Below are 23,554 nucleotides of genomic sequence, written 5' to 3' on the forward strand. Positions count from 1 at the left end.
AGCCTCCAATTATATATAGTCAACAAGCTTATGACGGAATTTCATATGAACACTCGCTCCAACAAATAAAATTAATAAAGTAATAAACCAAAAATACATAGTATAAGCTATATCATTAAAAAACCATTCTCCACCTAATAATGAGTTCCTAAATCCTTCAATAATATAGAAAAAAGGATTAAGTTGAAGCAATCTTACAATTACAGGAGGAAAACTATTTACATTCCATAAAATAGGTAATAGGTACATCATTACTCGCATAATAGATTGGACCATCGGTTGGATATCTCTTATCACAGTGGACAGAGTGGCCAATAATAGTGATAAACTGTAAAGTAGTATGTACATGCTAAAAATATAATAAGGTAATTGCAATAAAAAGATACCTGAAAATACTCCATTACTCACCAAAATACACATGGTAATGACCAACATAATGATAAAGGAAATGGAGTTCCCTACTATCTTTATCGAGGGCAGCACACTTATAGGGAATTTCATTTTGGAAACAACATTGATTTTCGAATACACACTGTTAGAACCTTGGGTTACAGTAGGACTTATAAATAACCATGGTATAATGCCCGCTAAAAGCCAAAGAAAAAATGGAGTTTCTCCTACAGGAGATCCTCCTCGAATTCCCAATCCAAATATAAACCAATAAATTCCTATTTGAATCATTGGATTAAAAATTTGCCAGAATGCACCTAAATAATGCATTTTGTATTTACTTTTTTCTTCATATAAACCTAATCTAAAAATAAGGTTTTTATGAAGAAGTTGCTCTTTCAAGATTTGCCAAACAAAGTTCATACAAGCGCGGCTTCCTTCATAAGGAATTCATATAAATTTCCATAGTTCATGTATTCAACATCACCTGAAACTGTTCTAACCACATTTTTAGTATCGAAAATTCTCTTATTGTTCATTTGCTCTAATTCCGTTCCTTCAATCACTTTGAACTCGTCATGATCGGACAATACTAGGATTAAATCAGAGCCATTTACTGCTTTCTCCATGTCGCTGATAACCCAGTCTAATTGAACATGTGGGTCAAATGCTCTTACTTCAAATTGGTTTTCTTCTTTAAGCATTTCGTAAATTTCCATCGCTGGGCTTTCACGAATATCGTCGACGTTTCCTTTGTATGTTAAACCAAATACTGTTACCACTTTACCGTCAACATTTTTCATTAACTTATTCACGTTTTCTACTACATAAGCAGGCATAGAAGTATTAATCGAACGTCCAAGGTTAATTAACTGAGCCGTTTCCGGAGCTTTTGCTACGATAAAGTATGGGTCAACAGCCAGACAGTGTCCGCCTACACCTGGTCCAGGAGTATGCAGGTTCACACGTGGGTGCTTGTTCGCCATGCTGATAACATCTAAAGTATTGATTTCTAACTCGTTACACACTTTTGAAAGCTCGTTCGCTAAGGCAATGTTCACATCTCTGAATGTGTTTTCCATTAACTTAGACATTTCAGCTGTTTTTGCGTTTGTTCTGATGAGTTCGCCTTTAACAAACGTACCGTAAACCATTGCTCCCGCTTCTGTACATGCAGGTGTAATTCCACCGACAATACGGTTATTGTAGACCAGTTCGTGCATAATTTGTCCTGGTAATACACGCTCTGGGCAGTGTACTAAGAAAATGTCTTGTCCCACTACGAATCCAGCTTCTTCTACTAATGGCTTTACAACGTCATCCATGCTGCGTGGTCCAATGGTAGATTCTACGATGATAACATTTCCTTTTTCAACATAATGAAGAACAGATTTAACCGCACTTACTACAAAGCTTAAATCACAAGATTTATATTGATCATTATGGTTTGGAGTTGGAACTGCTATAATGAAGGCATTTGCTTTTTCCGGTGTCAATGAAGCTCTGAACTTACCTTTTGCAATTACTTCTTCTAATGCTTCTTGTAAACCTGGCTCTTCAATATGAATCTTACCGTTATTCAATGAATCTATTACTCTTGGACTTACATCTACACCGACAACGTCCACATTGTGCTTGGCAAACATAATAGATGTTGGTAATCCGATATATCCTAATCCAACCGTTACTAATTTCATGATAATTTCCTCCTAATATATGATTTAAGAACATGGCAGAATCTAACGCAACACATGTTGCTAGACTCCTTTACATCTTAAAATATGATCATTCACATCATTTGCATTTATCATTAGAAATTAATCCCCAAATTGCTTCTATTATATGTTTCTCTATATTTCGTACTGAAAGCTCTATAAAACTTCTTTTAAAGTCTCTAAAAGATACTTTGGATAGAATTGAAGCAATAAACTATGATTATCATAATCCGCTAAATCTAATGAGTACTCTATATTACGATCATCTAAGATATGTAGTAGCGGTTTAATATGTCTCTCATAATGTGGCTCGCCTTTTCCCACATGTATATGGAGTTTAGGAATAGCATTTGATGAAGAGATCACGTCTGGTAATAGACTATTTAAGTATGATAAGTGATCTGCATCAGTACCGCCTGCAATATATTGCGCAACTGGTTTGGTTACTGAAATTTCCTTCAGAAGGTAATTTCCTAATAAAATCTGGGCTCCGCCGGAAATAACTCTTCCCAAGCCATATTTAAACCCATAATAAAGGGAAGCAAACCCGCCTTTACTTGATCCACAAGCAATAATATTATTGAAATCTATATTATTTTGTCTAGCAATATACGTTATTAATGCAATGACTGAACTTTCAACAGATAAGTCCATGTTCTCGCCTAAATAATAGCAGCCAGCAGGATTTACTGGTCCATACTCATCTAAGATAAATAACCGATTAGCATTTGTCGTTTCTAATGTTCTTACATAATTATATAAAGCTGGGTTATTTGGTGCTGGAAATCCCGAAAACACGATTACTAGATTTGGACTATCTACTTTCTTAAATACATACTTGATATTCTTTGCGCCTTTAAATACCTTCTCACCTTCGAAAGCCATAATGATCCCCTTATCCCACTATTTAGTAAAAAGTAAATTTAATTGGTTGCAAACCTGTTCTAAAGAATAATTACTTTTAACGAACTCTTTCAAGTTACTTGGATTTTCCTTTTTGTCACTATTGGAAATGAAACTTTCGATTTCCGTTAAGCTTTCAAAAATATATTCTTTTGGAAAGATGGTGTTCACGCCTTCTCTTCTTAAAACAACTGGGTAAGCGCCTGAAGACATTCCTTCTATTGGGGCCATGTGGAAGCTCTCTAAATCACTAACAGATAATACATATCCCACATTTTTCAGCCAATCAGAAACATCTCCCCAGCCTTCAAAAATGATATTCTTTTTATATGAAGAGTTCTCTATTTTATGAAAGATAGCGTCGTAATGCGCTCTTTCAACTTCATTATTCCAAACCCATCCGTACTCTTTCGGATGTTTGCCTTTCACAAACAATTTATACCTATTGTCTTTTTTATACAGAGCCTCAAATAATTCCAATGCTCGATCCAACCGTTTTAATTTAGGAACAATCCCTATGATACCAAGGTTAAATTTCACATCATGATTTTTAGGTTTATTAAACCTATCCGTATCTACCGCATTAAAGATAACATTCATATTTTCCCTTGGTACTTTTGCTATACGATGGAATTCCTCAAAAATATATGGAGAAATCGCAATTAATTTGTCTATCTTTTCATAGTCGAATAACTTCGGATATTTTGTATTCATTTCGAATCTATGAAGACGTACAAATAATTTTTGTTGTTCCTTTTTACGCTCTTGATACCATACTACGTTCCCTAAACCCCACTCACAAAATAAAATATCAGCCCATTCAATTAATTCCAGACTTTTATTTTCATCAGGTGGTGCTTCATGCCCAGTCCATTCATCCGTTCGGACCTCATAGCCATGCTCTTTGTTCAAAAAGTCAATGATATGATTAATAAATTTCAAGTCATGTCCGATAAATGCAATTTTTTTCATATCGTCACCCTAAACTGTTAGTTGCTTTATTTTCTTTTTAATGTTTTTCTTACCTTTATAATTGCTTATAAAATTAAATTCATCTATATTAAAGAACCTTGCCCCGAATTTAAACCAATCATCAAGTGCAGCTCTATTTTCAATAAGAGTTACCAATCCTGTGGGATTTAAAATACCAGTTGATTTTTTCCTTACTAGCGACTTACTTATATGTCCTGATGTAGTAAAGGTATACTCATCTCCAGCACCTTTAACAATAATTGAATCTGGTACATAAAGTGTCGCAAGCATCATATCGGTTAAATAAAAATCACCGTAATAATTTCTTTTATCAAAAACAGCAAAGTAATCAGTATCAATGATTTCATTTAAAGAATTATAGTTATGTATATAATCAATTAAATACGTTTTTACTTCATGATTATTGTTAGCATTAAATATATCTAAATATCCTTCGAAAATGCTTAAAAGGATCACTAGCTTCTTCTTTTTCCAAGCTTGTCTATTGTACTGTTCCACGAGGCTATCATAATCACTTTGTGATGTTACAACACCCACTACTGTAACAGATTCATCTTCTTCGATATAATCCATGTCCATTTTTTCAAGCATCATCTTAACTCTATGTGTGTAGGTATGTTCTTCTAAAACTTTCCTTAGACCCAATAACCTATTTGTTTTATAAAAATACTCGTCTTCAAAATACTTTTTAATTCCTTCTTGTAATTCTTCAAAGTTGTTCGTTGCAACAACTAAATCTCCAAATAGATTATTAATTCCTAACGATTCAGAGCTAACCACAGGTGTGTTTGATGCAATAATTTCAAATACCCTTCTAGAAAACATTGTTGGAGAGTCGACAATACTATTGACATTCAAGGACAATTTATAACCTTTATATGCTTTCTCGATTTCGTCACCCTTTAAAGTTCCTACGATATAGTTCTTAAAATGCTCTGGAAACTGATTAGGTGAGTCTGGATTATGGAAGTTCCTATCAAATATTTGTAATCCGTATTTACCAGATATTTCGATCATATTGTCCATAACCTGTTTTCTTTCAGGAAATTTGTCGCCATAATAGGCACCTGCGAAAACTACACTATTGATCCTGTTATATTTTTCAATCGGATTATGATAGGCAGGTTGAGCTGAAAATGGAAAACTGTATGCATTTTTACATCCATCAGCTTCATACTTTGTCACTGAGTTTAAATCAGTTGTAAACACATAATCAAAATGCTTAGCGGTTTCTATAAATGCGTTGTAATGGAAAGGATCTTCTTTATTCCAGAATGCTGTTGGTACTTCGTTTTGTTTACACCATGCAACTAGATTTAAAAGGATTGTGTTATCTCTAGGACCGCCCGTTCCGACTTTGTTTTGCCATGCACCATTATTACCTAACCATGCAGATTCACAAAAGAACAAATCAGGTTCTATCCCTTGCAGTTCCTCTTCCCAGTTATCAGGAGTAACTTTGATTAAACGAAACTCCGGATCAAAGCTGCGTGTAGTAAACTCATCACCAATAAAGATCACATTCATATCTTTGATTTTTTTGGGAGCTCTATTTTTTTTGCGATTATATGCTAATGCAGTTTGGTTTTGACTATAAAGGAATGGATTATGCAAATACGTATATCCATGTCCCTTTATTCTTATTGCAATTTTGATTGAGTCTATATTTTCCTTATTAGGGACCATAAATACTTTATTATTACCAGGGATAACTTTGATATTAGTACGCTCACCATTTTTCATAATGAAAATAATATAAAATTCAATGTTAATGGTGGTATCACTAAAGCCTGAGAGCGTTAAATCTAACCGCTGCTCACTCTTCTTATAAAAAAATTCTTTAATCGTGTTTAATTCATTTATATTAGTGAAATATAAATAATCGTGTTCTGAGTTTTTTAAGGTAGATGAAATTTCTATGCCATTATCTTTATTGTTAATATTAATTTTTTCTTTACGGCTAAATTTTCCCTCAGACAACACAATCTTTAAAATTTCGTCAATATTTGATAATTCAAAGTTTGGATTTACTGCTTTTAACCGTTTTTTGTATTTAAGCTTTTCTTGACCTAAACTTTTTATTTTATTTAACATTAAAGATTCCATTTACTTACCTCTACTCATTTGTTTTCGTATTGTCCAATATTGAGAAGTTAATTTCCCTAGTTTCGAGTTACTCAACGCATTATATTTTTTATTAACATTTGCTAATTGTTTCTCTAATCTAGTTATTTTATTAGTTAAAGCAATCTTTTCTCTCTCAATTTGTTTATACACAACCAGCTGGTTTTCAATCTTCATAGCGAATAGTTCTTCATTATCAACTAATCTGATTTTTTCAATAATTTCATTTTCCAGCTCTGATTTCAAATCAACTGTTTCAGAAATGAAGTGCTCTTTTTCGCGTTTCAACTGGTTAATTGTTTTAAGGTTTTGTTGTATATCTGCTTGATACTTTTGATTTTCACTTATTTTTTTGTTTAATTGTTCCTCAGCATTTGTCATTTGTTGCTTCAGTTCCTGATAAGAGCACTCTAAGATTTCTAATTTCTGAATCCTTTGCTCATTTTCAAGCAAAGCTTCTTTAAGGTCATTTTCTATCTTCGTAAGTTGACTTTCTTTCTCATTAAGTTCATTTAACAGATTTTTAACTCTACTACTTAAAGATTCTTGATTTTGAAGACCTTCTTTGTTAAGCTCATCTTTTGCACAAATTAATTTCTCCAACTCTTTTATTCTTTCATTTAAAAGAGTAATACTCGAAGTTTGTTCTTCAGTAAGATTGCTCTCTTTTAACAAGCTTTCTTTTAATTGTTCAATTTTGGATTCTTTTTCAAATACAGAACCCATTAACTCATTATTACTATCTTCCAGCTGCGTAATTGTTAAAGCTCGAGCTTCAGCATCTCTTGTTTTTTCCGAAAGTTTTTTCCGCAACGCTTTAATAACATGGTTCTTATGCTCGTTAATCTCTTCCACTTTTGTTTCTTTTTTTAATAGTAAAACCTTCAGCTCGCTTATTTCCTCTTCTAGCTGAGTAATAGTTGTTTTATCTTCTTCAACCACTCTATCGAGTTTGTTTTGGAGCTCTACAATTAATTTGTCCTTTTGCTGAGTAATAGCCTCTTTTTCAATAACTGTATTTTCAAAGCCTGATATAATTTCTTCTAAACGTTTAATTTTTGCTCCTTGTTCTTTTATCACACTTTTATCGTTATTAAGTTGGTTTTGTGACTCTTTTGCTTCTTTTTCTAGTTTTTCAATGGATTTAATTTTCTCTTTCAATGTGTAATTCTCTTGAAGAATAATGTCCTTTTCGGTTTTTAAAACTTCTATGTTAGTTAGTGTCTGATAGTATTGCTGTAAATAATCTTCACTCTTTGTTAATTTTCGTTTTAATTCTTCTAGTGAATTTTGTAACAATGTCCTCTCTGACTTTAACTCAGCCATTTTTATTTCTAAATTACTGTGTTCCTTTTCCGAGTTTCGATTAATATGTTCACGTGCGGCAATCTCCGTTAATTTAAATAACTCAACTTGCTCTTTTAGATATGGAATCGTCTCTTTGAGGGTAGCTATTTCAGTTTGTAAAAGTTGGTTTTTATTTATTTCAACTGATTTTTCAGCCTCAGCTGCTTTCAACTGCATTTGAAGATTTTTGTATTCCTCTGTTATGTTTCTATACTTCAAATTAATTTCAGTTATTTTATTATTAAACCGTTGAAGTGGTTTATTTTTTATTTGAGTAAGTATGTGTAAGAATGAAGCTTCAGTGCTTGGTTTAGTATATATGTAATTGTCTAACCAACGGTCAATTTGTACATAACCCATATTGGATAGATACAAATCAACATCGTAGAAATTTCCAGATTGAATTTCCACCCATATGGTTGGTCCATTTTTAGATAGAATTTTTTCCATCCCTTTAAGCGCATGTAATTCAAAGCCTTCGACATCCATCTTTATAAAGTCTGGGTTTTCTAACTCCAAGTTATCAACACTAATAATTTTAATATCTCCATCATTATTTACTTCAACTTTGGAAGCTCCAGTATTTGCTGAATTAAAGTATGAAAGACCCTTTTGATCTGTATCCCCAACTGCATAGTTAAAAATCTGCACATTATCTAGCTTATTAATTCGAATGTTCTCATTTAACACATCAAATATTTTCTTTGATGGTTCGAAAGAAATAATCTTATTAGGCTTCAAATACTTTGAAAAGAACAAAGTATGATTACCAATATTAGCTCCAATATCATAAATAACGCCATTATGAGGAATATAATCAATAAAATTTAATAATATTTCTTCCTCATAGTACCCTTTGGTATTTTTTATAATTGAGCCAATATAGTCGTTAAAAACGTTTATTTTAGCCCCATCCCTTAAATTAATAGCTTCATGACCTACCACTACATTTCACCTCATCTGAAAAACATCATAAGTTAATTTGCTTGTTCATAAACTTGTAAAAAATGGACTTTTTCTATTTCCCAATTGTATTTATTACTTGCTTTAATTGAGTTTATTCTCATTTCACTATGCTTTTCTGGGTTATCGAGTAACCAGTTAACTCCATTTGCAATCGATAATGGCTCATGAGAATCAACCGTTACACCCGTACCATCACCATCTACAACTCTTACAATCTCTGGAAAACTGCAGGCTACAACAGGTACACCAGCCATCATATACTCAAACAATTTGTTAGAAGAAGCTGAGTAGTGATTAAAGCACACATTATTAAGAACTTGGAATCCTATGTAACCATTTCTCGTATATTTTGGGAGATCTGAAACCGGAACTTTTGGATGGAACTTTACTTTGTCCTCCAGCTCCATTTCCTTAACCATATTTTGAAGTTCTTTTTTTATTTTCCCATCACCAACAAGGACCAATACTCCCTCATTAAACATTGGGGCAGCTTTGATTAGCTTATCCAAACCTCTACCTGTTTGGATTCCGCCTTGATATAAAAGGATTTTCTCATTTCTAGGAATGTTTAGGATTTCATGTAAATCAACTTTTTCATCACTTTGACTAAGCTGTTTGAATGGGTAGTTATGAACAACATGCGGATAAAAACCATATAAATTCTCGTTATATTTTGCTCTTGTGTTATTTTCAACGATCATTTTATCAATTTTTGTTATCAGAAAAGCTTCCAATTTGCCATGGATAGGACTGTTATAGCCTGTCCGGCTTGTTTGAACTTCATGGGAATCGTAGATTAGTTTTCTCGGCTCCAAGCGCCACTTTGCACTGATATAGCCTTGCGGAAGTGTATTTAAATCATTTGAGTGGTAAATATCATAATGCCCTCGATACCCCTTCAAGATCATCCTGAAAATCAAGCTGCATCTTATCCATAACACTCTAACCTTTGTTTTAATTAGTAACATTACCATGATAGTGAGCGGGATAACAGTGACCGGCGCTAAAAAGGTAAGGATTGCCCAGATAATCAGACAAAAAGCCCCAAACAATTTATTCTGTAAGGAGAAACGGTAAAACTTTTGTATTAGTTCGAGTAACACAGGATATCTTCTTAGTCGATATACTTTAAAATGGTCATTCCTTTGCTCAAACCTTGGAAGGTTGACGTCTTTTGGATCATGAATACAAATTAGATCCACCTCATACCCAGCCTCGGACAAGGCCGTACACTCTCGCAACACCCTTGCGTCATTTGTAAAATGATTCCAAACAAACACTCCAACTTTTTTTGACATGATTCTTTTCCCTTTCTTCATAGGGCTCTATTTCATAAACTTAACCAGCTTCTTAATATTGGTATCCCAATTAAAGTTCTTAAGAATTACTTGTTGTTCTCTTTGAGCCATATCTTTTCGTAACTCATCATCATTTAATAACGTCATAATATGTGACAAGATTTCTTGTGGATCTGTACTATTGCTTGCTATTCCAACCCGTTCTTTTTCGACTATTTCCTTCGCGTATCCATCAATAACACCCACGATGGGGACGGCGCAAGTCATATAATCAATAATTTTTCCCGGCAGGACTGTCTTAAAAACTTCTTCATCCTTCAACGTAACCAAGCCTATATCATGTTCTGCAATGATCTTAAAGCATTGTTTTCTCGTTAGTGGATTCATGATAGTTACATTTTTGTATTTTTTAATCGAGTTAACCAGCTTCTTTTTATTAATTCCATAGCCTATAATTGTTAACTGAATACCCTGTTCATCTAATAGGGGTACGAGTTTATTGATCAAGTCAGTGTTTTGAGCAAGTCCAAGATTTCCTGCATAGATAATTTTCTTTATTTCGTTTTCTTTTTTATAAATAGAAGCTAATTCATCTTTTATTGCACCGTTTGGAATAAATACAATCTTTGACTCTTCAATTTTCGTCTTTGTTTGAATGTACTCTCGAAAGCCTAAGCTGTTAATAACAATTTTGTCTGATTTTCTGTAAAGAATTATTTCCAAAATTCCGAGAATTTTTAAAATCACAGGATAGTTAAACACCCCAACACCCTTAAGCGATTCTGGCCATAAATCCCTAATATCTAAGATAAAATTACTCTTGTACCTATATTTTGCAATAAGTCCAACAAACCCCGTAAATATCGGCGAGAAGTAACAAAGATATAATCATATCGTTTCTTATCCTTAATGATTAGAAATAGAAATTTCAATGCAATTTCTAGATAATAAAATAATCGATTTAAAATACTGTTTGAATATCTTCTACTCGAAATTCCAATTCTAATAATGTTACTTTTTTCACAATTCAACAACTCTTCGTCCCAGAATTCTCCACTTTCGTAGATTTTCTTATTCGGGTACGAAGGTTCAGATGTAAAAATCGTTACATCGTAATTTTCCTTCTTTAATTGCACATAAATGTTTTTTATTCGATTAGAGTGGCTCCCTAATTCCGGGTAAAAATGCTGGGATATGATTAAAACTCTTTTCACTAAAGGGTACCACCTTTTAAATTAATAATAGTTTGTCAATATTTCATTCTATTTGTAAGTAACTGTAAATCTATTTCCTTACTGATATTAGCAGCGGAATAAAAATTTCAATCGAACCTTCACTAGTTTTTACAAAAGTTAAAGATTATCACTCTTCTTTTATTTTTGGTAAAGGAAGGAGATTGTCCAATAATGTGGTTTTACCATGAACATATGGATTTGAAAAGGAATCACTAATAAACATTAGTTTTAGACTAGAACGCATTTCGTGTAAGTAGTCAACGCAATATTATTTTTCAAAAAGTGACCCTTTCCCTGAGTAACATTGATTTTTTTCGTATTATTCGCATTACATTGCAACTTTTTATACCGCCGCCAAGTTTAAAATACCAGAATAATACAGGTGACCTGTAAATGAGGGGCAACAACTGAAGGTTTCCGGTACTGCGACGGTGACGGAGGTCAAACCACCTGCAGAATCCAGCTCTAATTTTCAGACTGAATTAGTTAATGTTGCCAATAGCTTAATGGGTATCCCTTATGCTTGGGCAGGAAGCTCCTTATCTGGCTTTGACTGCAGCGGCTTCATCTACTATGCTGCGAACAAAGCAGGTTACAAAATTGGCCGTTATTCCGCAGCAGGCTACTATAGTCGTACATTCTACGTTGACCAGCCACAACCAGGCGATCTCGTATTTTTCGAAAATACATATAAAAAAGGAATCTCCCATCTTGGCATCTATCTCGGCAACAACGAATTCATCCATGCCGATGAGAAAAAAGGCATTACAGTTTCAAACCTCTCAAATCCTTATTACACTAAGCACTTTGACGGGTTTAAGCGATTTTATTAGAATGAAGCCAGGCATTGCGCCTGGCTTTTTCCATTTTAATTATCAGAGCTAGGCTGGCGTATGGCTTTTTTCAGCAATGTAGATTTGCCTCGTGACGGATTCGCAGATGGAGGCAGAAGAAAGGTTATATAGGCAGGTAAATAAACCGTTCATGAAGGTTGAAAGGTTCATTACGCAGATAAACAAACCATTCATGCAGACAGTGTTGCATATTGACAGATAAGCCTGCCCTCTACCTCCTCTTCCTAACCTTTTTATCTTGAATCGGTTCCTGTTTTGCTTTTCGTTGAAGGTATAAGAAGAAATCTGTAATGGCCTTTGAGAGAACCAGTATGACGATATAGGTTAGAAACAGGTGAAAATAATTTGCGCCATAGTTCAACTTAAACAAATTGTGCATCACTAAAATAGGTTTTAGGATAAAGGAAAGACATAAACTTAATAGCAGAGTAAAGAGGTAATAGTTTTTCTCGTTTTTAATACACCACTGATACACCAATATAAAAAGCACCGGCACCAATGAAGAGTCCAATCCCACACTGTTTGGGATAAACGGCACCATTTTATAAGGATACGTCCAAAATGCCTGACTGGTCCCAAATGCATCAATGTACCCAAACCAAACATGAACATTAAATCCATAAAAGCCAAGCTGAAGTGCCCGTTTCCAATCCATCGCAAAGTAAAGTACAATCAACGGTCCCAAGAACATAAGGACATGCAGCCAAAATTGCCACGTATCAAATGCAGAATACTCAAACCAATAGCGGAGCCAGTTGCTTGCACCCTCTTGTTGTTCTTTAATCAATTTATCTAAAGCCTCACGTTGAGCACTACTCATCGGAACCCCTGCCTTGATCATATTTTCCATTTTAATTTGCCCAATATTTTTCCAAAAAGGTAGAATCCGGGAAAATATTTTTGAAAGTGATGGATTAATAAACAGGTTTATCGGCTATCAAAGTAGAATGGTAACCAAAATGAGGAGGATTGAACATGGAGAAATTCGGAATTTACGGAAAGTTGATTGCAGTAGAAGGCGAACGTGAACAGCTTGCCACGATTCTATTAGAGGCAGCGGAATCCATGGAAACGCTCGATGAGTGTGAACTGTATCTCGTGAGTGTAGTACCTGAGGATCCAAATTCTGTATATGTTTACGAAGTATGGAGCAGCGAGAGTGCCCATCAAGGCTCCCTAACTCTAGAATCAACAAAAACCCTCATTCAGCGTGCGAAACCAATCCTTGCCGGAATGGAAAGGATATCAACTTTTGTTCCAAGAGGTGGAAAAGGAATCAAGTAAAGCGGAACAAATTTCTGTTCCGCGTTTTACTTTAGATTTACTATGGATGAGACTAACGTATCTAATGGATTGATGATGGACTGTGAAGTCTCGCGCTCTACCTGGCGGGCTGCATCCACCATCGAGAGTTGTGCGACCGAAACAACCCTTTCCTGGTTCATCAGCCTTTTTAAAAAATGGGTCACTTCATGTATGTATTCCTGTTTTTGCCCGCGCATAATTAAATCAAATGTATTCTCGATAACCAAAACCTCGATATCCAGTGTTTTCTGGTGAATTTTTGCAAATTGCTGCAGCCGATTCATCGTACCTGATACGGTATCCGGATTCGTAAATACTATCGTCTGCCTCCCCTGAATCTTACATATCGCTTCAAAATAAGGTTCATCCAGCTTAATAATTGGAACGTTAAGCTGCTCTTCTTTTAGCAAGGCAATATAGTTCGTACAGGTGATGAGAATACCGTCCACACCGGTTTGCGCGATCCATTCTATTTGATCCCTGACTTTCTGTTCCGCCTCAGCATCCTTGTAACTTGGATCGTTGGTCACTCGCTGCATTAATCCCGGGTCAACGAAATGACTTAACTCAATTTCATAGGATGAAAGTGCGCTTTCGATATAGTCGATATTCGAATAATGTGCGTGCAGGCAGCCGATTCTCTTTTTCAACTTCTTCACCCCTCTCTAGCCGTAACCTTCCGGGCCTGTTGATTTTCGTGTAAGTATGAATCATTCATAGGCGGAGATTTTCCGCCTATTGTTTAAAGAGGAGACTTTCGAAGCAGATATAAGCGGATATTTCCGCTTAGCCCCTCTAAATAAGACAAAATTCAAAGATTTAGATCAATATAACCGGAAAAACTCCGGTTATTTTTAAGGAAATATGGGTATTTCCCAATTTAAACGGAATTTCTCCGTTTATTTTCAAACGCAGTGAAATTATATTCAGGTAATTAACAATAGAACTGATTCCCAATTCCAATTATTATATCCCCGCCATCGTTTGCTCCGTCATCTTCTTTGCTCTGGATGAAAAAACAAGCAGAACAAAATAAGAGTCTTTATCGTTTTTCATGCATGTACTTCATCCACTTTTTCTGTTTATGACTACTCATGAAATAACCGATTAGACTTGCAGCGGTTACTCCTGCGGACAGGTTCCGAATTAAATCATCAGCAGTATAGGAACCCGCAAAGGTTCCTATCAATCCGAGCAATGTAACTTGAAATAAATGCCTTTTATTATTTTCATAGATGGTAAATTGGAATTGTCTTCGTTGCTCGATTTCCTTAAGGTCCGCTAATTTTTGTGGAGTGTCTAGAAATTCAGTTACCGAATGGATCAGCTTAAAAACAGGCTGGGATTGAATCCATTGCCATACCAATGACCATTTGTTATTCCTTTGTTTGTTTAGCCACTCCATGAATACAGGCTTCCCTAGGTCCATCAGTTCCTCCTCTGGAGCCAAATTGCGGATGATTCCTTCAATGGTGACCAAAGAACGACCTAAAAAAACAAATCGTGTTGGAACCTGAATCGGCAGGGCTTGAATCATATCGTTCATTTCCATTTTTAATGCTAGCAAATCCATTTCCTTTAACTGTTCGGGCTGGAATGAGGCGAATTCGGCCAACAGCTTTTCCATCGTTCTTGTTTCTGCGTCGGGAAGTAAAAATCCTAATTGAGCTAAACACTCCACCGCTTTCTTGTAATTTTTAGAAAGAAAGCTTTCAATTAATTTTTGAAATTGGGCGGCGTCCTTTTTGGTGATTTCCCCGATCATCCCAAAATCAAGTAAGATGATTTTCCCCTCCTTCGATACGAGAACGTTCCCAGGGTGTGGGTCCGCATGAAACCTGCCAGGCTCAAGCCATTGAGGCAGGAACAATTTGATAAGCCGTTGGGCAATATCCTTTTGTTCCGACTCGAAATCCGTGATTCGGACTCCATCGACCCATTCCATTACCAGTACATTTGAGGTGCATAGCTCAGGATAGACAGAAGGAATCTGAATGCCCTCCATATCCTTAAATCGCTCTTGAAAAAATAGAATATTGTCGAGTTCCTTCGAATAATCAAGCTCCCGTTCAATCACTTCTTTTAATTCCTTAAACAGCACTTTAAAATTGATAAACCCTTTGGGAATGGGAACAAAATGATCCGCAAACCAAATGATGATGTTTAAAACCCGGAAATCCGTTTGTACAATGGTATCAATATGGGGACGTTTTACTTTAATCGCGACCTCGGTTCCATCCAACAGCCTCGCTTTATATACCTCTCCAATGGAAGCGGAAGCGACAGCTGTTTTCTCGATGGAAATAAACTGTTGTTGCAGCGATTCCGCAACGAGGATGGCCTCAATTTCACTCCACTCGGAGGGTGGGACTTTATCTGTCAGATCCTCGATTTGACTGATGAATGCTTTCGGCAGCAAGTCTGCTCGTGTACTTAAAATTTGCCCTACTTTAATGAGTAAGCCCTCTAATTCAAAAAGTGTCCTTCGATACCGTTCTCCAATTTTCCCCCAAAGCAGGTCCCAATCCTCTTTCGGCTTTCTTCTAATCTTATACCAATAGATTTGCAGGAAAATGACAAAAGCCATCGAAAGCACCTTAGACATCCGGACCAGCTTATTTCTCGTTTTCATTCCTATCCCCTCATTTCTATCTGATTACGCGGGATGCTGATTCTAAGAATGTATCTGCTACTAAATTACTAAACTCCCTTAAATAATGGAGATAATTTGAGCCCCCATAGTTGTATCGTTTATTGTACATTTTCGCTACGACGAGATTGTATTCGGGAATCACTAATAATGTTGGTCCCGTAATACCTAGGATTTGATAGGACCCTTTCGGTACTCTTTCACCTATCTCACTTTTTAACGCGGGTGTATCTTGGACATACCAAAACAATCCATTTTGGGGCAAATCTTTATTTTTATAAGGGGGATTTTGGGACTGTACCGCTAACCGAATCACTTCGCTTGGAACGATTTGCACCCCGTTTAGGTATCCATTGTTCAAATGGAGATTTCCCCATATAGCAAGCTCCCGGGCAGAGGTATGCAGATTTGATTCTGTCCCATCCCTTGTGTGGCCCAGTGTATAGGAAGCAGGTTCATTGGGATGATGGACGACCTTCACCAGATGTTCGCTTTTTTGGGTTTGCCAATATGTTTCCTTAAATCCTAAAGGCTGGAACACTCTCTCTTCCAGCAGTTCAGGGAAACTTTTGCCGTAAAGTCTGTTAATCAGCTCCGTTATCATTAAAATGTTAATGCCTCTGTATGCCCACCCTTCGCCAGCGGGAAATTCTCGAAAAGTCTTCCCATCCTCCTCCTGATGTAAGCCGTGAGAGTGGGTGACCAAGTGCCTGATTGTTGTTTCCTCTAATAACGCCATATCAAAGTATTTTAATGCTAAATCATCGAGACTTTTTATTTTCCCCTCATGCAGTGCGTAGGCAACCGCTAACCCTAGATAACTTTTTCGGGCAGAAGCGATATTAAATTGAGAGTTTTCTTGAATTGGCCGAGCCTCAGGGACATTTGAATGATAGCCGCTATAGTGCTCAATCACGATTTTGTTGTCTTTGATGACTACAAGTGCTGCCGCGCTGCTATGATTGCGTTCCTTTATATCCTCCACATAAGAAATTAATTTTTGAAAAATAAAAGCCACACACCTTTTTAAACCTATTTTAAAGGGAAACTGGGTGATTTGGCTAATTTTAGCAGGTGAGGATTTGTTAGGAAGATAAACAATGGATATTGGCAGGTGGAACAGAGTTTAGGCAGGTAAGTGCTCCGAATTGGCAGGTGTGAAACACATTTTGGCAGGTAGAGGATTTTAATAAAAAAGGTAACTTAAAAACCCAACCTGATTTCAGAATCTACGTTTAATTTCGAACATAAAATCCATATACAGGGAATACAAATACCTGAGCCAGGCCGCAGCCTGGCTTTTTCAGGGGTGGGTTCCGGTCGCTGAATTTGTTAGGTAGATAAGAGCTTCAGAATGGCATGTGTGAAACACATTTTGGCAGGTAGAGGATTTTTAATAAAAAAGGTAACTTTAAAAACCAACCTGATTTCAGAATCTACGTTTAATTTCGAACATAATATCCATATACAGGAAATACAAATACCTGAGCCAGACCGCAGCCTGGCTTTTTCAGGGGTGGGTTTCGGTCGCTGAATTTGTTAGGCAGATAAACAAAGGGGTTTGGCAGGTGAAACGGAACTTTGGCAGATAAGAGCTTCGAATTGGCAGGTGTGAAACACATTTTGGCAGGTAGAGGATTTTTGATAAAAAAGGTAACTTTAAAAACCAACCTGATTTCAGAATCTACGTTTAATTTCGAACATAATATCCATATATAGGAAATACAAATACCTGAGCCAGGTCGCAGCCTGGCTTTTTCAGGGATGGGTTCCGGTCGCTGAATTTGTTTGGCAAATAAACAAAGGGGTTTGGCAGGTAAAACGGAATTTTGGCAGATTCGAGCTTCAGAATGGCAGGTAGGGAACATATTTTGGCAGGTAGAGGGTTTTTGATAAAAAAAGGACAAAGACCAATAAGATCTTTGCCCATACATCAAGTGATATAATGCATTTCCGCAAATTGTTTGTAGCGTCGAACATCGACCAGCTTCAACCTGTTCTCATGATCGCCTGGTGTAAACATCGGAATCCCCCGCCCAAGAATGGAGGGAGCAATTTGAATGATAAACTCATCCACCAGCTTTGCTTGCAGCAGCGGCTTCAGCACCTCTCCGCCGCCAACGATCCAAATCGAATTACCTTCCTGTTCCTTCAGGGATTGAGTAAACCCAACAATATCATCGTTGAGAAACGTTACATTTTCCGTAGAGCCTGTTAGTTTTCGTGAAAAAACATAACATTCCTTCCCTTCATACGGGAACTTTTCCGGCGAGAGGATGTTGATTTGATCATAGGTGCTTCTGCCCATTAGAATCGTATCCACACTCTTAAAGAAATCATCGTATCCCGTCTCGTCTTCACCTTCCGTCCCAATCAACCAATCCAACGAATGATTCTCCCGGGCAAGATACCCATCCAAACTTATCGCCCCGTAAAATACTAACTTTCTCATATCATATGCCTCCCGTTAACAATAATGGCAGTTCAGCGAGATCATTTATCACGTAATCCGCTTCTACCTGATTCCATTGAGGGTCTGCCTTCCAAATCCCCATCATCCCAACATTCTGCGCTGCTTTTACATCATTTTCAGGATGGTCTCCGACAAATATACTTTCACTTGCCGCAACATTCAGCTGCTCTAACGCTCTCTTAAAAATTACAGGATCTGGCTTTTTTATTCCTTCCCATTCCGATATCAAAATACTGCTAAAATACTTTTCAATTCTCAAAGCCCTGATATTATCCAGCTGAAACTGCCCTCTGCCATTTGTAATCATCCCTAAAAGGAGATTCCTATTCTTCAATTCTTCCAACATACGAATGAGATTGGGAAATGGAACGCAGTGATTTTTAAATTCATTGATATAATCTTGAAGCAGGCACTCCCACGTAATCTTCGTAATCCCAAATTCCTTTACCATTTGCTGGTACACCTTATCTTTCCATACATACCCGCGCTGATCAAGTTCAATAAACCTCTGCACGTAGCTCTCTCGTGGAATATGCCTGAAATTCAACCTTTCGTGCTGCCTATTAATAAAGTTTTTCACAGACGAGTCTCTATCTAATAATGTTCCATCTAAATCGAATAAAACAGCTTTCATCATGTTTTGCACACCCCCGCTTCTATTTTAACAGCGATCATTTTTTATAGTGCTTCTAAAGAAGCATTCTCTTTTAAGAAGTTGTATAATGGTATACGTGCTGTTTCACTTACGGAGGGTTTAGGGATGAATTTTTTTATAAAGTTAAATGCGATTAGTGCCTTATATGCTTTAGCGTTGTTTACAGCAATCGAACTCATTATCAATGTATCTCATATTAGCAGCATAACAGGATGGAAATGGGATGATGTTTACATTGTCATTGCTGTTATAAATGTGATTGGACTTTTACTATTAACCCTGATGTTCATTAGGTTAACCAAAAAATGGAGACAAAAAAGCTTTTGGTCTCTCATTTTGTGGCTGCCTTATTTTATCCTGCTATTCTTATTTTTCACTTTTGTTGTTCCCCTTAATTCAGGAGTAACTCTTTTTCCGAGATTTAGCCTGCTGATTTTTGGGTCTTGCTTGCTGTTCCCGGTTTACATCTTATTTATCAATCAATATTCTTCACCTATAAGTATAGATGAAGAGGAAATAATGCAGCCTTGAATGGTTTCGAGTCAAACTGGCTCTAGAAAAGGCTCATCATTAGAAAAGCAGTGGATCATCTCCACTGCTTTTTTCATCCTGCCCTCTCCATGAATCACTTCGACTAAACCAATTAGGTTTTAAAATGGAGCTGATTTATAATCATTTATAGGAAATTAGTATGAAGGAGAATACTTTGTGTGGAAGCTTGTATTTCTATGTTTTGGTACTTTTAACGTCGCAACATATTTGATATCTAACGTTTCTTAATCTATATCCTTTAGAAAGTAATAAACGAAAATAGAAAGTATACATCTTAGGCTAGACCCTTTTCTCAATAGCTTTTGAATGGTTTTGTCTACACACTAAATTTTTTTATTACAATGAGTGGAAACTATGGTGTTCAGCAATCGCTTATCCATTTATTATTTCAACTCTTCTGTTTAATATATAGCTCGTTCGAAAACTCATTCACTCTAAATAAAATAAATTATCACTATTCGAAATATTTATGCTAAAGTAAGTTTAACAATTTTCTCAGGGAAGGTGCGGATGAAATGGAGAACTTTTATTTGTTTGTAGTTATGTGTATTCTGCTGATTCTCTTGCCTGGCCCTGATACTGCCATCGCTACAAAAAATACGCTCGTTGTCGGAAGGACCGGCGGATTTAGAACCATGTTCGGCACTTGCTGCGCCTTACTCATTCATACATTGGCAGCGGTCATCGGACTTTCAGCGATCATTGTGAAGTCAGCTTTGTTATTTTCTGTCTTCAAATACGCAGGTGCTGTGTATCTCGTGTATTTAGGTGCCAAGACATTATGGGCACTCAAAAACAAGAAAACTACGCCTGAAATCAATGCCGAAAGTAAATATGAAGGCAAATCCTGTTTTAAACAAGGTTTCCTGACCAACCTTCTCAACCCAAAAGTCGCTGTATTTTTCCTAACCTTCCTGCCACAATTTGTGCATGCCGGGAGCGACACGTTTATTCCGTTTCTCACCATGGGAATCACGTATACGATCTTAACCGCAGTATGGTTTTTGTTGTATATTTATTTGCTTAACCAAATTAGTGCTTTCATGAAAAGGCCTAGGACTCAACGTGTAATGGAAGGTATTACAGGTACGATTCTGATCGGTTTCGGGTTAAAGTTGGCTCTTGAAAAAACACAACATTAAAAGAGCAACTAAGAGGGCCCGCTAAATGATTAGGGGTTCTGATTAACACCCGAGCTGATAAATAGACGGAGAAATTCCGCTTAATTCGTTAACTCTAGTTAAAAAAGGTGTAAATAGGCGGAGAGATTCCGCCTATTTACTCGAAAAGTTCAAAAATGTTGGATTTTTCCTTGTATAACCGGAAATTTTCCGCTTATTTACCCCGATACGAGCTCCATTCTGCATTTAACCGGAAAATCTCCGCTTATTTTACGCTGAACCGCCTCGTGCTGCTTAACTTTTTCCTCCCACACTGTATTAAAACAAAATGGCTCAGTATAGGTGAACTGAGCCATTTTTCTATTCATTTTTGGTATGAATTACCAGTTTTTGTAAGCAAGCTCGGCTACCCGAGGCTGTTAAGCATTTGAAGGTGTTCCTCTCTTTGTGAGCATGGTGCTTCTTTCTTGGTCATCTGTGCTGCCTACTAATGGTGTGTTCTCTGGAAGAATATAGTTATATCCGGTATCTGCATAGATTACGACCTGCTCATTTATATTGCCGTTGGCTTGAAACACATATACTTTCCGTAGTCCCATATTCGGGTCTTCCAATTGAGCTTCTTTAACAAACTGATATCCGCTGAAGCCATTTATTGTCATAACTACCATAGCTTCTTCTTTCGTCAAGTTCAGCGGGACATTAGAAAAAGTAAAATCGTCCAATTTCCACGTTCCATCAACTTTTTTTATCGTAACTCTTTCTGTGTTAGGGCCCGTTAGTTCATTCTGAGGGACAATATACTCTATAATTACTTTTTCACTAGTTGAAACGATCATTTTAAAGCGTAGGGCGTATCCAGTAGGACCAGGAAAATAACTTGCATCACAGCCAATGTAACAATAGTCCTTAGCGATCTTAAACAAGTTCGTTTTTATGAGTTGCTCTGTTGCAAATGGCTGCAAATCCTTTGACATAGATTGATAAATATCATCCGTTAAAACCTGATTGACTAAATTATACTTGGGTCCAGCTTCATGATAAACAGTTCTAATTTTATCAACTAAATCATCCATGATCACTTTCGTTTGCTCTATAGTAAGTGTAGCCTGCTCATTCGGCTTTTCTTTGGCGGGTGCATCTTTGGTTGGTTTTTCTTTGGTTGGTACTTCTTTAGCTGGTTCCTCTTTAGCTGGTTCTTCTTTGGCTGGCTCTTCTTTGGCTGGTTCCTCTTTGATCGGTGTTTTTGGTTTTTCGATTGTTTCTGTTTCCTTCTTCACTTCTTCATCCTTATCCTTTCCGGATGAAGCAAGCAGGAATAACAGCAGTAAACCGCTTAGCAGCAGTAAACTGCTTATCAGCAAAATCATTCTTTTCCTCATGAAATATCCCCTTTTATTGCTAAAATTTTTATGACCAAAGACTTATCCATCCTTCCCATTCTATGAAAATAGTACAATATTTATACTCACTTCATTCATTATATTCTGTTAGGTTTCACCTGCGAAACGATGACCTCTCCACAAAAACAAATTTATGAAAAAGCAATTTTTACGGAACCAATTATGGAATTGCTTCGTCTAAGGCTTGGAAAGAAAGAGATGGGTTAAATGCTGTTGAAAAAGATAAATTCTACTGCCTCACCTAGTCATTTTGGTCAGTTATCGAAAGAAGACCAGCTTAGTTGGCTGATGGAAGAGTACGGGGACATGGTGGTAAGGCTTGCTTTTACTTATGTTAAACAAAAACAATTGGCTGAAGATATTTCACAAGAGGTATTTATTAGCTGTTGGTTAACCAGCCCCTTCTCTGCTATTGCATGTAATCCCAACGCACTGTTCATTAACTTCTCATACAATGCTGTTCAATCAATTTCTGTTAAATAACAAAGACTTGAGTCTCTACATACATTATTAAAAAAAATGGAGTTGATCTTCGTGGCGAGATGGATTGACGTATCAACATCAAAACACCTATTAAGTTTGTATGAAGGAAGCAGACTGATAAAATCCTATCCGATAGCTACTGGCAAAATATTAACTGCAACACCGTTTGGCACTTACACCATAATAAATAAGCAGCCAAATCCCCCCAGGCATGTTTTTGGGGTTTTATGGATGGGATTATCAAGACCTCATTATGGAATTCATGGTACAAACAATCCATCATCCATAGGTAAAAGCGTTTCACACGGTTGTATTAGAATGTTTAATCATGATGTTTTAGAATTATCATCTCGAGTTCCGATTGGTACTAGGGTTGTCATTCATAAATGAAACAAACCAAAAGCCACTGGTAAAAATTAGTGGCTTTCCTCAACTAACGCCTCCTTTAATTAAAGTGAAAAGTATCACAATAATTTGGTTGAATTATAAAAAGTGATACCAGTTAAAGGCATCACTATCAAATGTGAGAAAGAACTTCCTTTTAATTTAATACCATAGGACATTCATACATAATCGCAGTCCCTTTAACAGATCTTTTATGAAAATAATCCTCATCTGGAGTATAGATGAGGATTATTTAATAAATACAATCACATCTTTTAACAGAAACAAGCTACACCAACAATGATTAATAAAATAAACAACACTACTATGAGTATAAATTCACCGCACCCATGTGTAGGAAAACAACTTTCATAAATAGGAGCTGCATATGAGTAAGCCATTGGAGGTTGGGGAAGAACATTTGCGCCAGCAGTAATCGGTAAGGCATTACTAATTGGTAAGGCATTAGAGATTGGTAAGGCATTAGAGATCGGTAAGGCGTTACTAATCGGTAGGGCATTATACATTTTTTACACTTCCTTTTGAATGTATGGAGAGCTAATATGACATAACACTATATATTACACTCAGAGAGGAAATAGGAGCCCGTCTATATTATATTTGGGCATGACTTAGTGACGATTACTTTTAGTAATGAAAAAACTATAGAGTGGCAGGCTATAGATTTCATAAGAAGAAGGTT

23 protein-coding genes are annotated in these 23,554 nt (G+C 36.4%); 6 read left to right on the forward strand and 17 right to left on the reverse strand.

Annotated elements, in window-relative coordinates; all coding sequences use genetic code 11:
* Nucleotides 1–9: 9 nt before the first annotated feature.
* From AC2TFD_RS28865 to AC2TFD_RS28905, 9 genes are all read right to left on the reverse strand, one after another.
* Nucleotides 10–813, reverse strand: a complete 804-nt coding sequence (locus AC2TFD_RS28865) for an ABC transporter permease (protein WP_484674573.1) — start codon at nt 811–813, stop codon at nt 10–12.
* Nucleotides 810–2,087, reverse strand: coding sequence for a nucleotide sugar dehydrogenase (locus AC2TFD_RS28870; protein WP_484674574.1), 1,278 nt, complete (start codon nt 2,085–2,087; stop codon nt 810–812). The genes AC2TFD_RS28865 and AC2TFD_RS28870 overlap by 4 nt, the downstream gene beginning before the upstream one ends.
* Before the next feature lie 174 nt (nt 2,088–2,261).
* Nucleotides 2,262–2,990, reverse strand: a complete 729-nt coding sequence (locus AC2TFD_RS28875; RefSeq protein WP_484674575.1) for a Two component regulator three Y domain-containing protein — start codon at nt 2,988–2,990, stop codon at nt 2,262–2,264.
* Between the two features lie 18 nt (nt 2,991–3,008).
* Nucleotides 3,009–3,980 (reverse strand): glycosyltransferase, encoded by a 972-nt coding sequence (locus AC2TFD_RS28880; protein ID WP_484674576.1) that lies wholly within the window; start codon nt 3,978–3,980, stop codon nt 3,009–3,011.
* Nucleotides 3,981–3,989: 9 nt separating this feature from the next.
* Nucleotides 3,990–6,107 carry a CgeB family protein gene (locus AC2TFD_RS28885; protein ID WP_484674577.1) on the reverse strand — a complete coding sequence of 706 codons (2,118 nt, stop codon included), beginning with the start codon at nt 6,105–6,107 and terminating at the stop codon, nt 3,990–3,992.
* The gene (locus AC2TFD_RS28890) at nt 6,108–8,417 is read right to left on the reverse strand and encodes an FkbM family methyltransferase (protein WP_484674578.1); all 2,310 of its coding nucleotides are present in this window, start codon (nt 8,415–8,417) and stop codon (nt 6,108–6,110) included.
* Between the two features lie 32 nt (nt 8,418–8,449).
* Nucleotides 8,450–9,736: a glycosyltransferase gene (locus AC2TFD_RS28895; protein WP_484674579.1), complete on the reverse strand. Its 1,287-nt coding sequence runs from the start codon at nt 9,734–9,736 to the stop codon at nt 8,450–8,452.
* 27 nt (nt 9,737–9,763) lie between these two features.
* Nucleotides 9,764–10,483 carry a glycosyltransferase family 4 protein gene (locus tag AC2TFD_RS28900; protein ID WP_484674580.1) on the reverse strand — a complete coding sequence of 240 codons (720 nt, stop codon included), beginning with the start codon at nt 10,481–10,483 and terminating at the stop codon, nt 9,764–9,766.
* A gap of 56 nt (nt 10,484–10,539) precedes the next feature.
* On the reverse strand, nt 10,540–10,950 hold the full coding sequence (locus AC2TFD_RS28905) for a hypothetical protein (protein WP_484674581.1): 411 nt from the start codon (nt 10,948–10,950) through the stop codon (nt 10,540–10,542).
* A 452-nt stretch (nt 10,951–11,402) separates the two neighbouring features.
* Between AC2TFD_RS28905 and AC2TFD_RS28910 the strand changes: the two genes are divergently transcribed.
* Nucleotides 11,403–11,804 carry a C40 family peptidase gene (locus AC2TFD_RS28910; RefSeq protein WP_484674582.1) on the forward strand — a complete coding sequence of 134 codons (402 nt, stop codon included), beginning with the start codon at nt 11,403–11,405 and terminating at the stop codon, nt 11,802–11,804.
* Between the two features lie 232 nt (nt 11,805–12,036).
* On the opposite strand, the gene AC2TFD_RS28915 is transcribed toward AC2TFD_RS28910, so the two are convergent.
* Complete coding sequence (locus tag AC2TFD_RS28915; protein WP_484674583.1) at nt 12,037–12,645, reverse strand: CBO0543 family protein; 609 nt, start codon at nt 12,643–12,645, stop codon at nt 12,037–12,039.
* Nucleotides 12,646–12,800: 155 nt separating this feature from the next.
* Here AC2TFD_RS28915 and AC2TFD_RS28920 point away from each other — a divergent pair, with 155 nt between their 5' ends.
* A complete protein-coding gene (locus tag AC2TFD_RS28920) occupies nt 12,801–13,109 on the forward strand; it encodes a putative quinol monooxygenase (protein ID WP_484674584.1) in 309 nt (102 codons plus the stop codon).
* A 26-nt stretch (nt 13,110–13,135) separates the two neighbouring features.
* Here the strand turns inward: AC2TFD_RS28920 and AC2TFD_RS28925 are convergent, their stop codons facing one another.
* From AC2TFD_RS28925 to AC2TFD_RS28945, 5 genes are all read right to left on the reverse strand, one after another.
* Nucleotides 13,136–13,780 carry a hypothetical protein gene (locus tag AC2TFD_RS28925; RefSeq protein ID WP_484674585.1) on the reverse strand — a complete coding sequence of 215 codons (645 nt, stop codon included), beginning with the start codon at nt 13,778–13,780 and terminating at the stop codon, nt 13,136–13,138.
* Nucleotides 13,781–14,172: 392 nt separating this feature from the next.
* Nucleotides 14,173–15,762 carry an ABC1 kinase family protein gene (locus AC2TFD_RS28930; RefSeq protein WP_484674586.1) on the reverse strand — a complete coding sequence of 530 codons (1,590 nt, stop codon included), beginning with the start codon at nt 15,760–15,762 and terminating at the stop codon, nt 14,173–14,175.
* Nucleotides 15,763–15,778: 16 nt separating this feature from the next.
* Nucleotides 15,779–16,798 carry a serine hydrolase domain-containing protein gene (locus AC2TFD_RS28935; protein ID WP_484674587.1) on the reverse strand — a complete coding sequence of 340 codons (1,020 nt, stop codon included), beginning with the start codon at nt 16,796–16,798 and terminating at the stop codon, nt 15,779–15,781.
* 915 nt (nt 16,799–17,713) lie between these two features.
* Nucleotides 17,714–18,232, reverse strand: a complete 519-nt coding sequence (locus AC2TFD_RS28940) for a dihydrofolate reductase family protein (protein ID WP_484674588.1) — start codon at nt 18,230–18,232, stop codon at nt 17,714–17,716.
* Between the two features lies 1 nt (nt 18,233).
* A complete protein-coding gene (locus AC2TFD_RS28945; protein ID WP_484674589.1) occupies nt 18,234–18,890 on the reverse strand; it encodes an HAD family hydrolase in 657 nt (218 codons plus the stop codon).
* A 123-nt stretch (nt 18,891–19,013) separates the two neighbouring features.
* On the opposite strand from AC2TFD_RS28945, the gene AC2TFD_RS28950 reads away from it, so the two are divergent.
* Nucleotides 19,014–19,439, forward strand: a complete 426-nt coding sequence (locus AC2TFD_RS28950) for a hypothetical protein (protein WP_335569502.1) — start codon at nt 19,014–19,016, stop codon at nt 19,437–19,439.
* 536 nt (nt 19,440–19,975) lie between these two features.
* Nucleotides 19,976–20,602, forward strand: a complete 627-nt coding sequence (locus AC2TFD_RS28955; RefSeq protein WP_484674590.1) for a LysE family translocator — start codon at nt 19,976–19,978, stop codon at nt 20,600–20,602.
* A gap of 398 nt (nt 20,603–21,000) precedes the next feature.
* On the opposite strand, the gene AC2TFD_RS28960 is transcribed toward AC2TFD_RS28955, so the two are convergent.
* Nucleotides 21,001–21,963: a hypothetical protein gene (locus AC2TFD_RS28960; protein WP_484674591.1), complete on the reverse strand. Its 963-nt coding sequence runs from the start codon at nt 21,961–21,963 to the stop codon at nt 21,001–21,003.
* Nucleotides 21,964–22,191: 228 nt separating this feature from the next.
* On the opposite strand from AC2TFD_RS28960, the gene AC2TFD_RS28965 reads away from it, so the two are divergent.
* Together AC2TFD_RS28965 and AC2TFD_RS28970 are read left to right on the forward strand one after the other, a co-directional pair.
* On the forward strand, nt 22,192–22,467 hold the full coding sequence (locus tag AC2TFD_RS28965; protein WP_484674592.1) for a sigma factor: 276 nt from the start codon (nt 22,192–22,194) through the stop codon (nt 22,465–22,467).
* A 51-nt stretch (nt 22,468–22,518) separates the two neighbouring features.
* A complete protein-coding gene (locus AC2TFD_RS28970) occupies nt 22,519–22,857 on the forward strand; it encodes a L,D-transpeptidase (protein WP_484674593.1) in 339 nt (112 codons plus the stop codon).
* 269 nt (nt 22,858–23,126) lie between these two features.
* Here the strand turns inward: AC2TFD_RS28970 and AC2TFD_RS28975 are convergent, their stop codons facing one another.
* Nucleotides 23,127–23,378: a YjcZ family sporulation protein gene (locus tag AC2TFD_RS28975; RefSeq protein ID WP_484674594.1), complete on the reverse strand. Its 252-nt coding sequence runs from the start codon at nt 23,376–23,378 to the stop codon at nt 23,127–23,129.
* Nucleotides 23,379–23,554: the final 176 nt, after the last annotated feature.

The organism is Neobacillus sp. plas4, assembly GCF_057221695.1.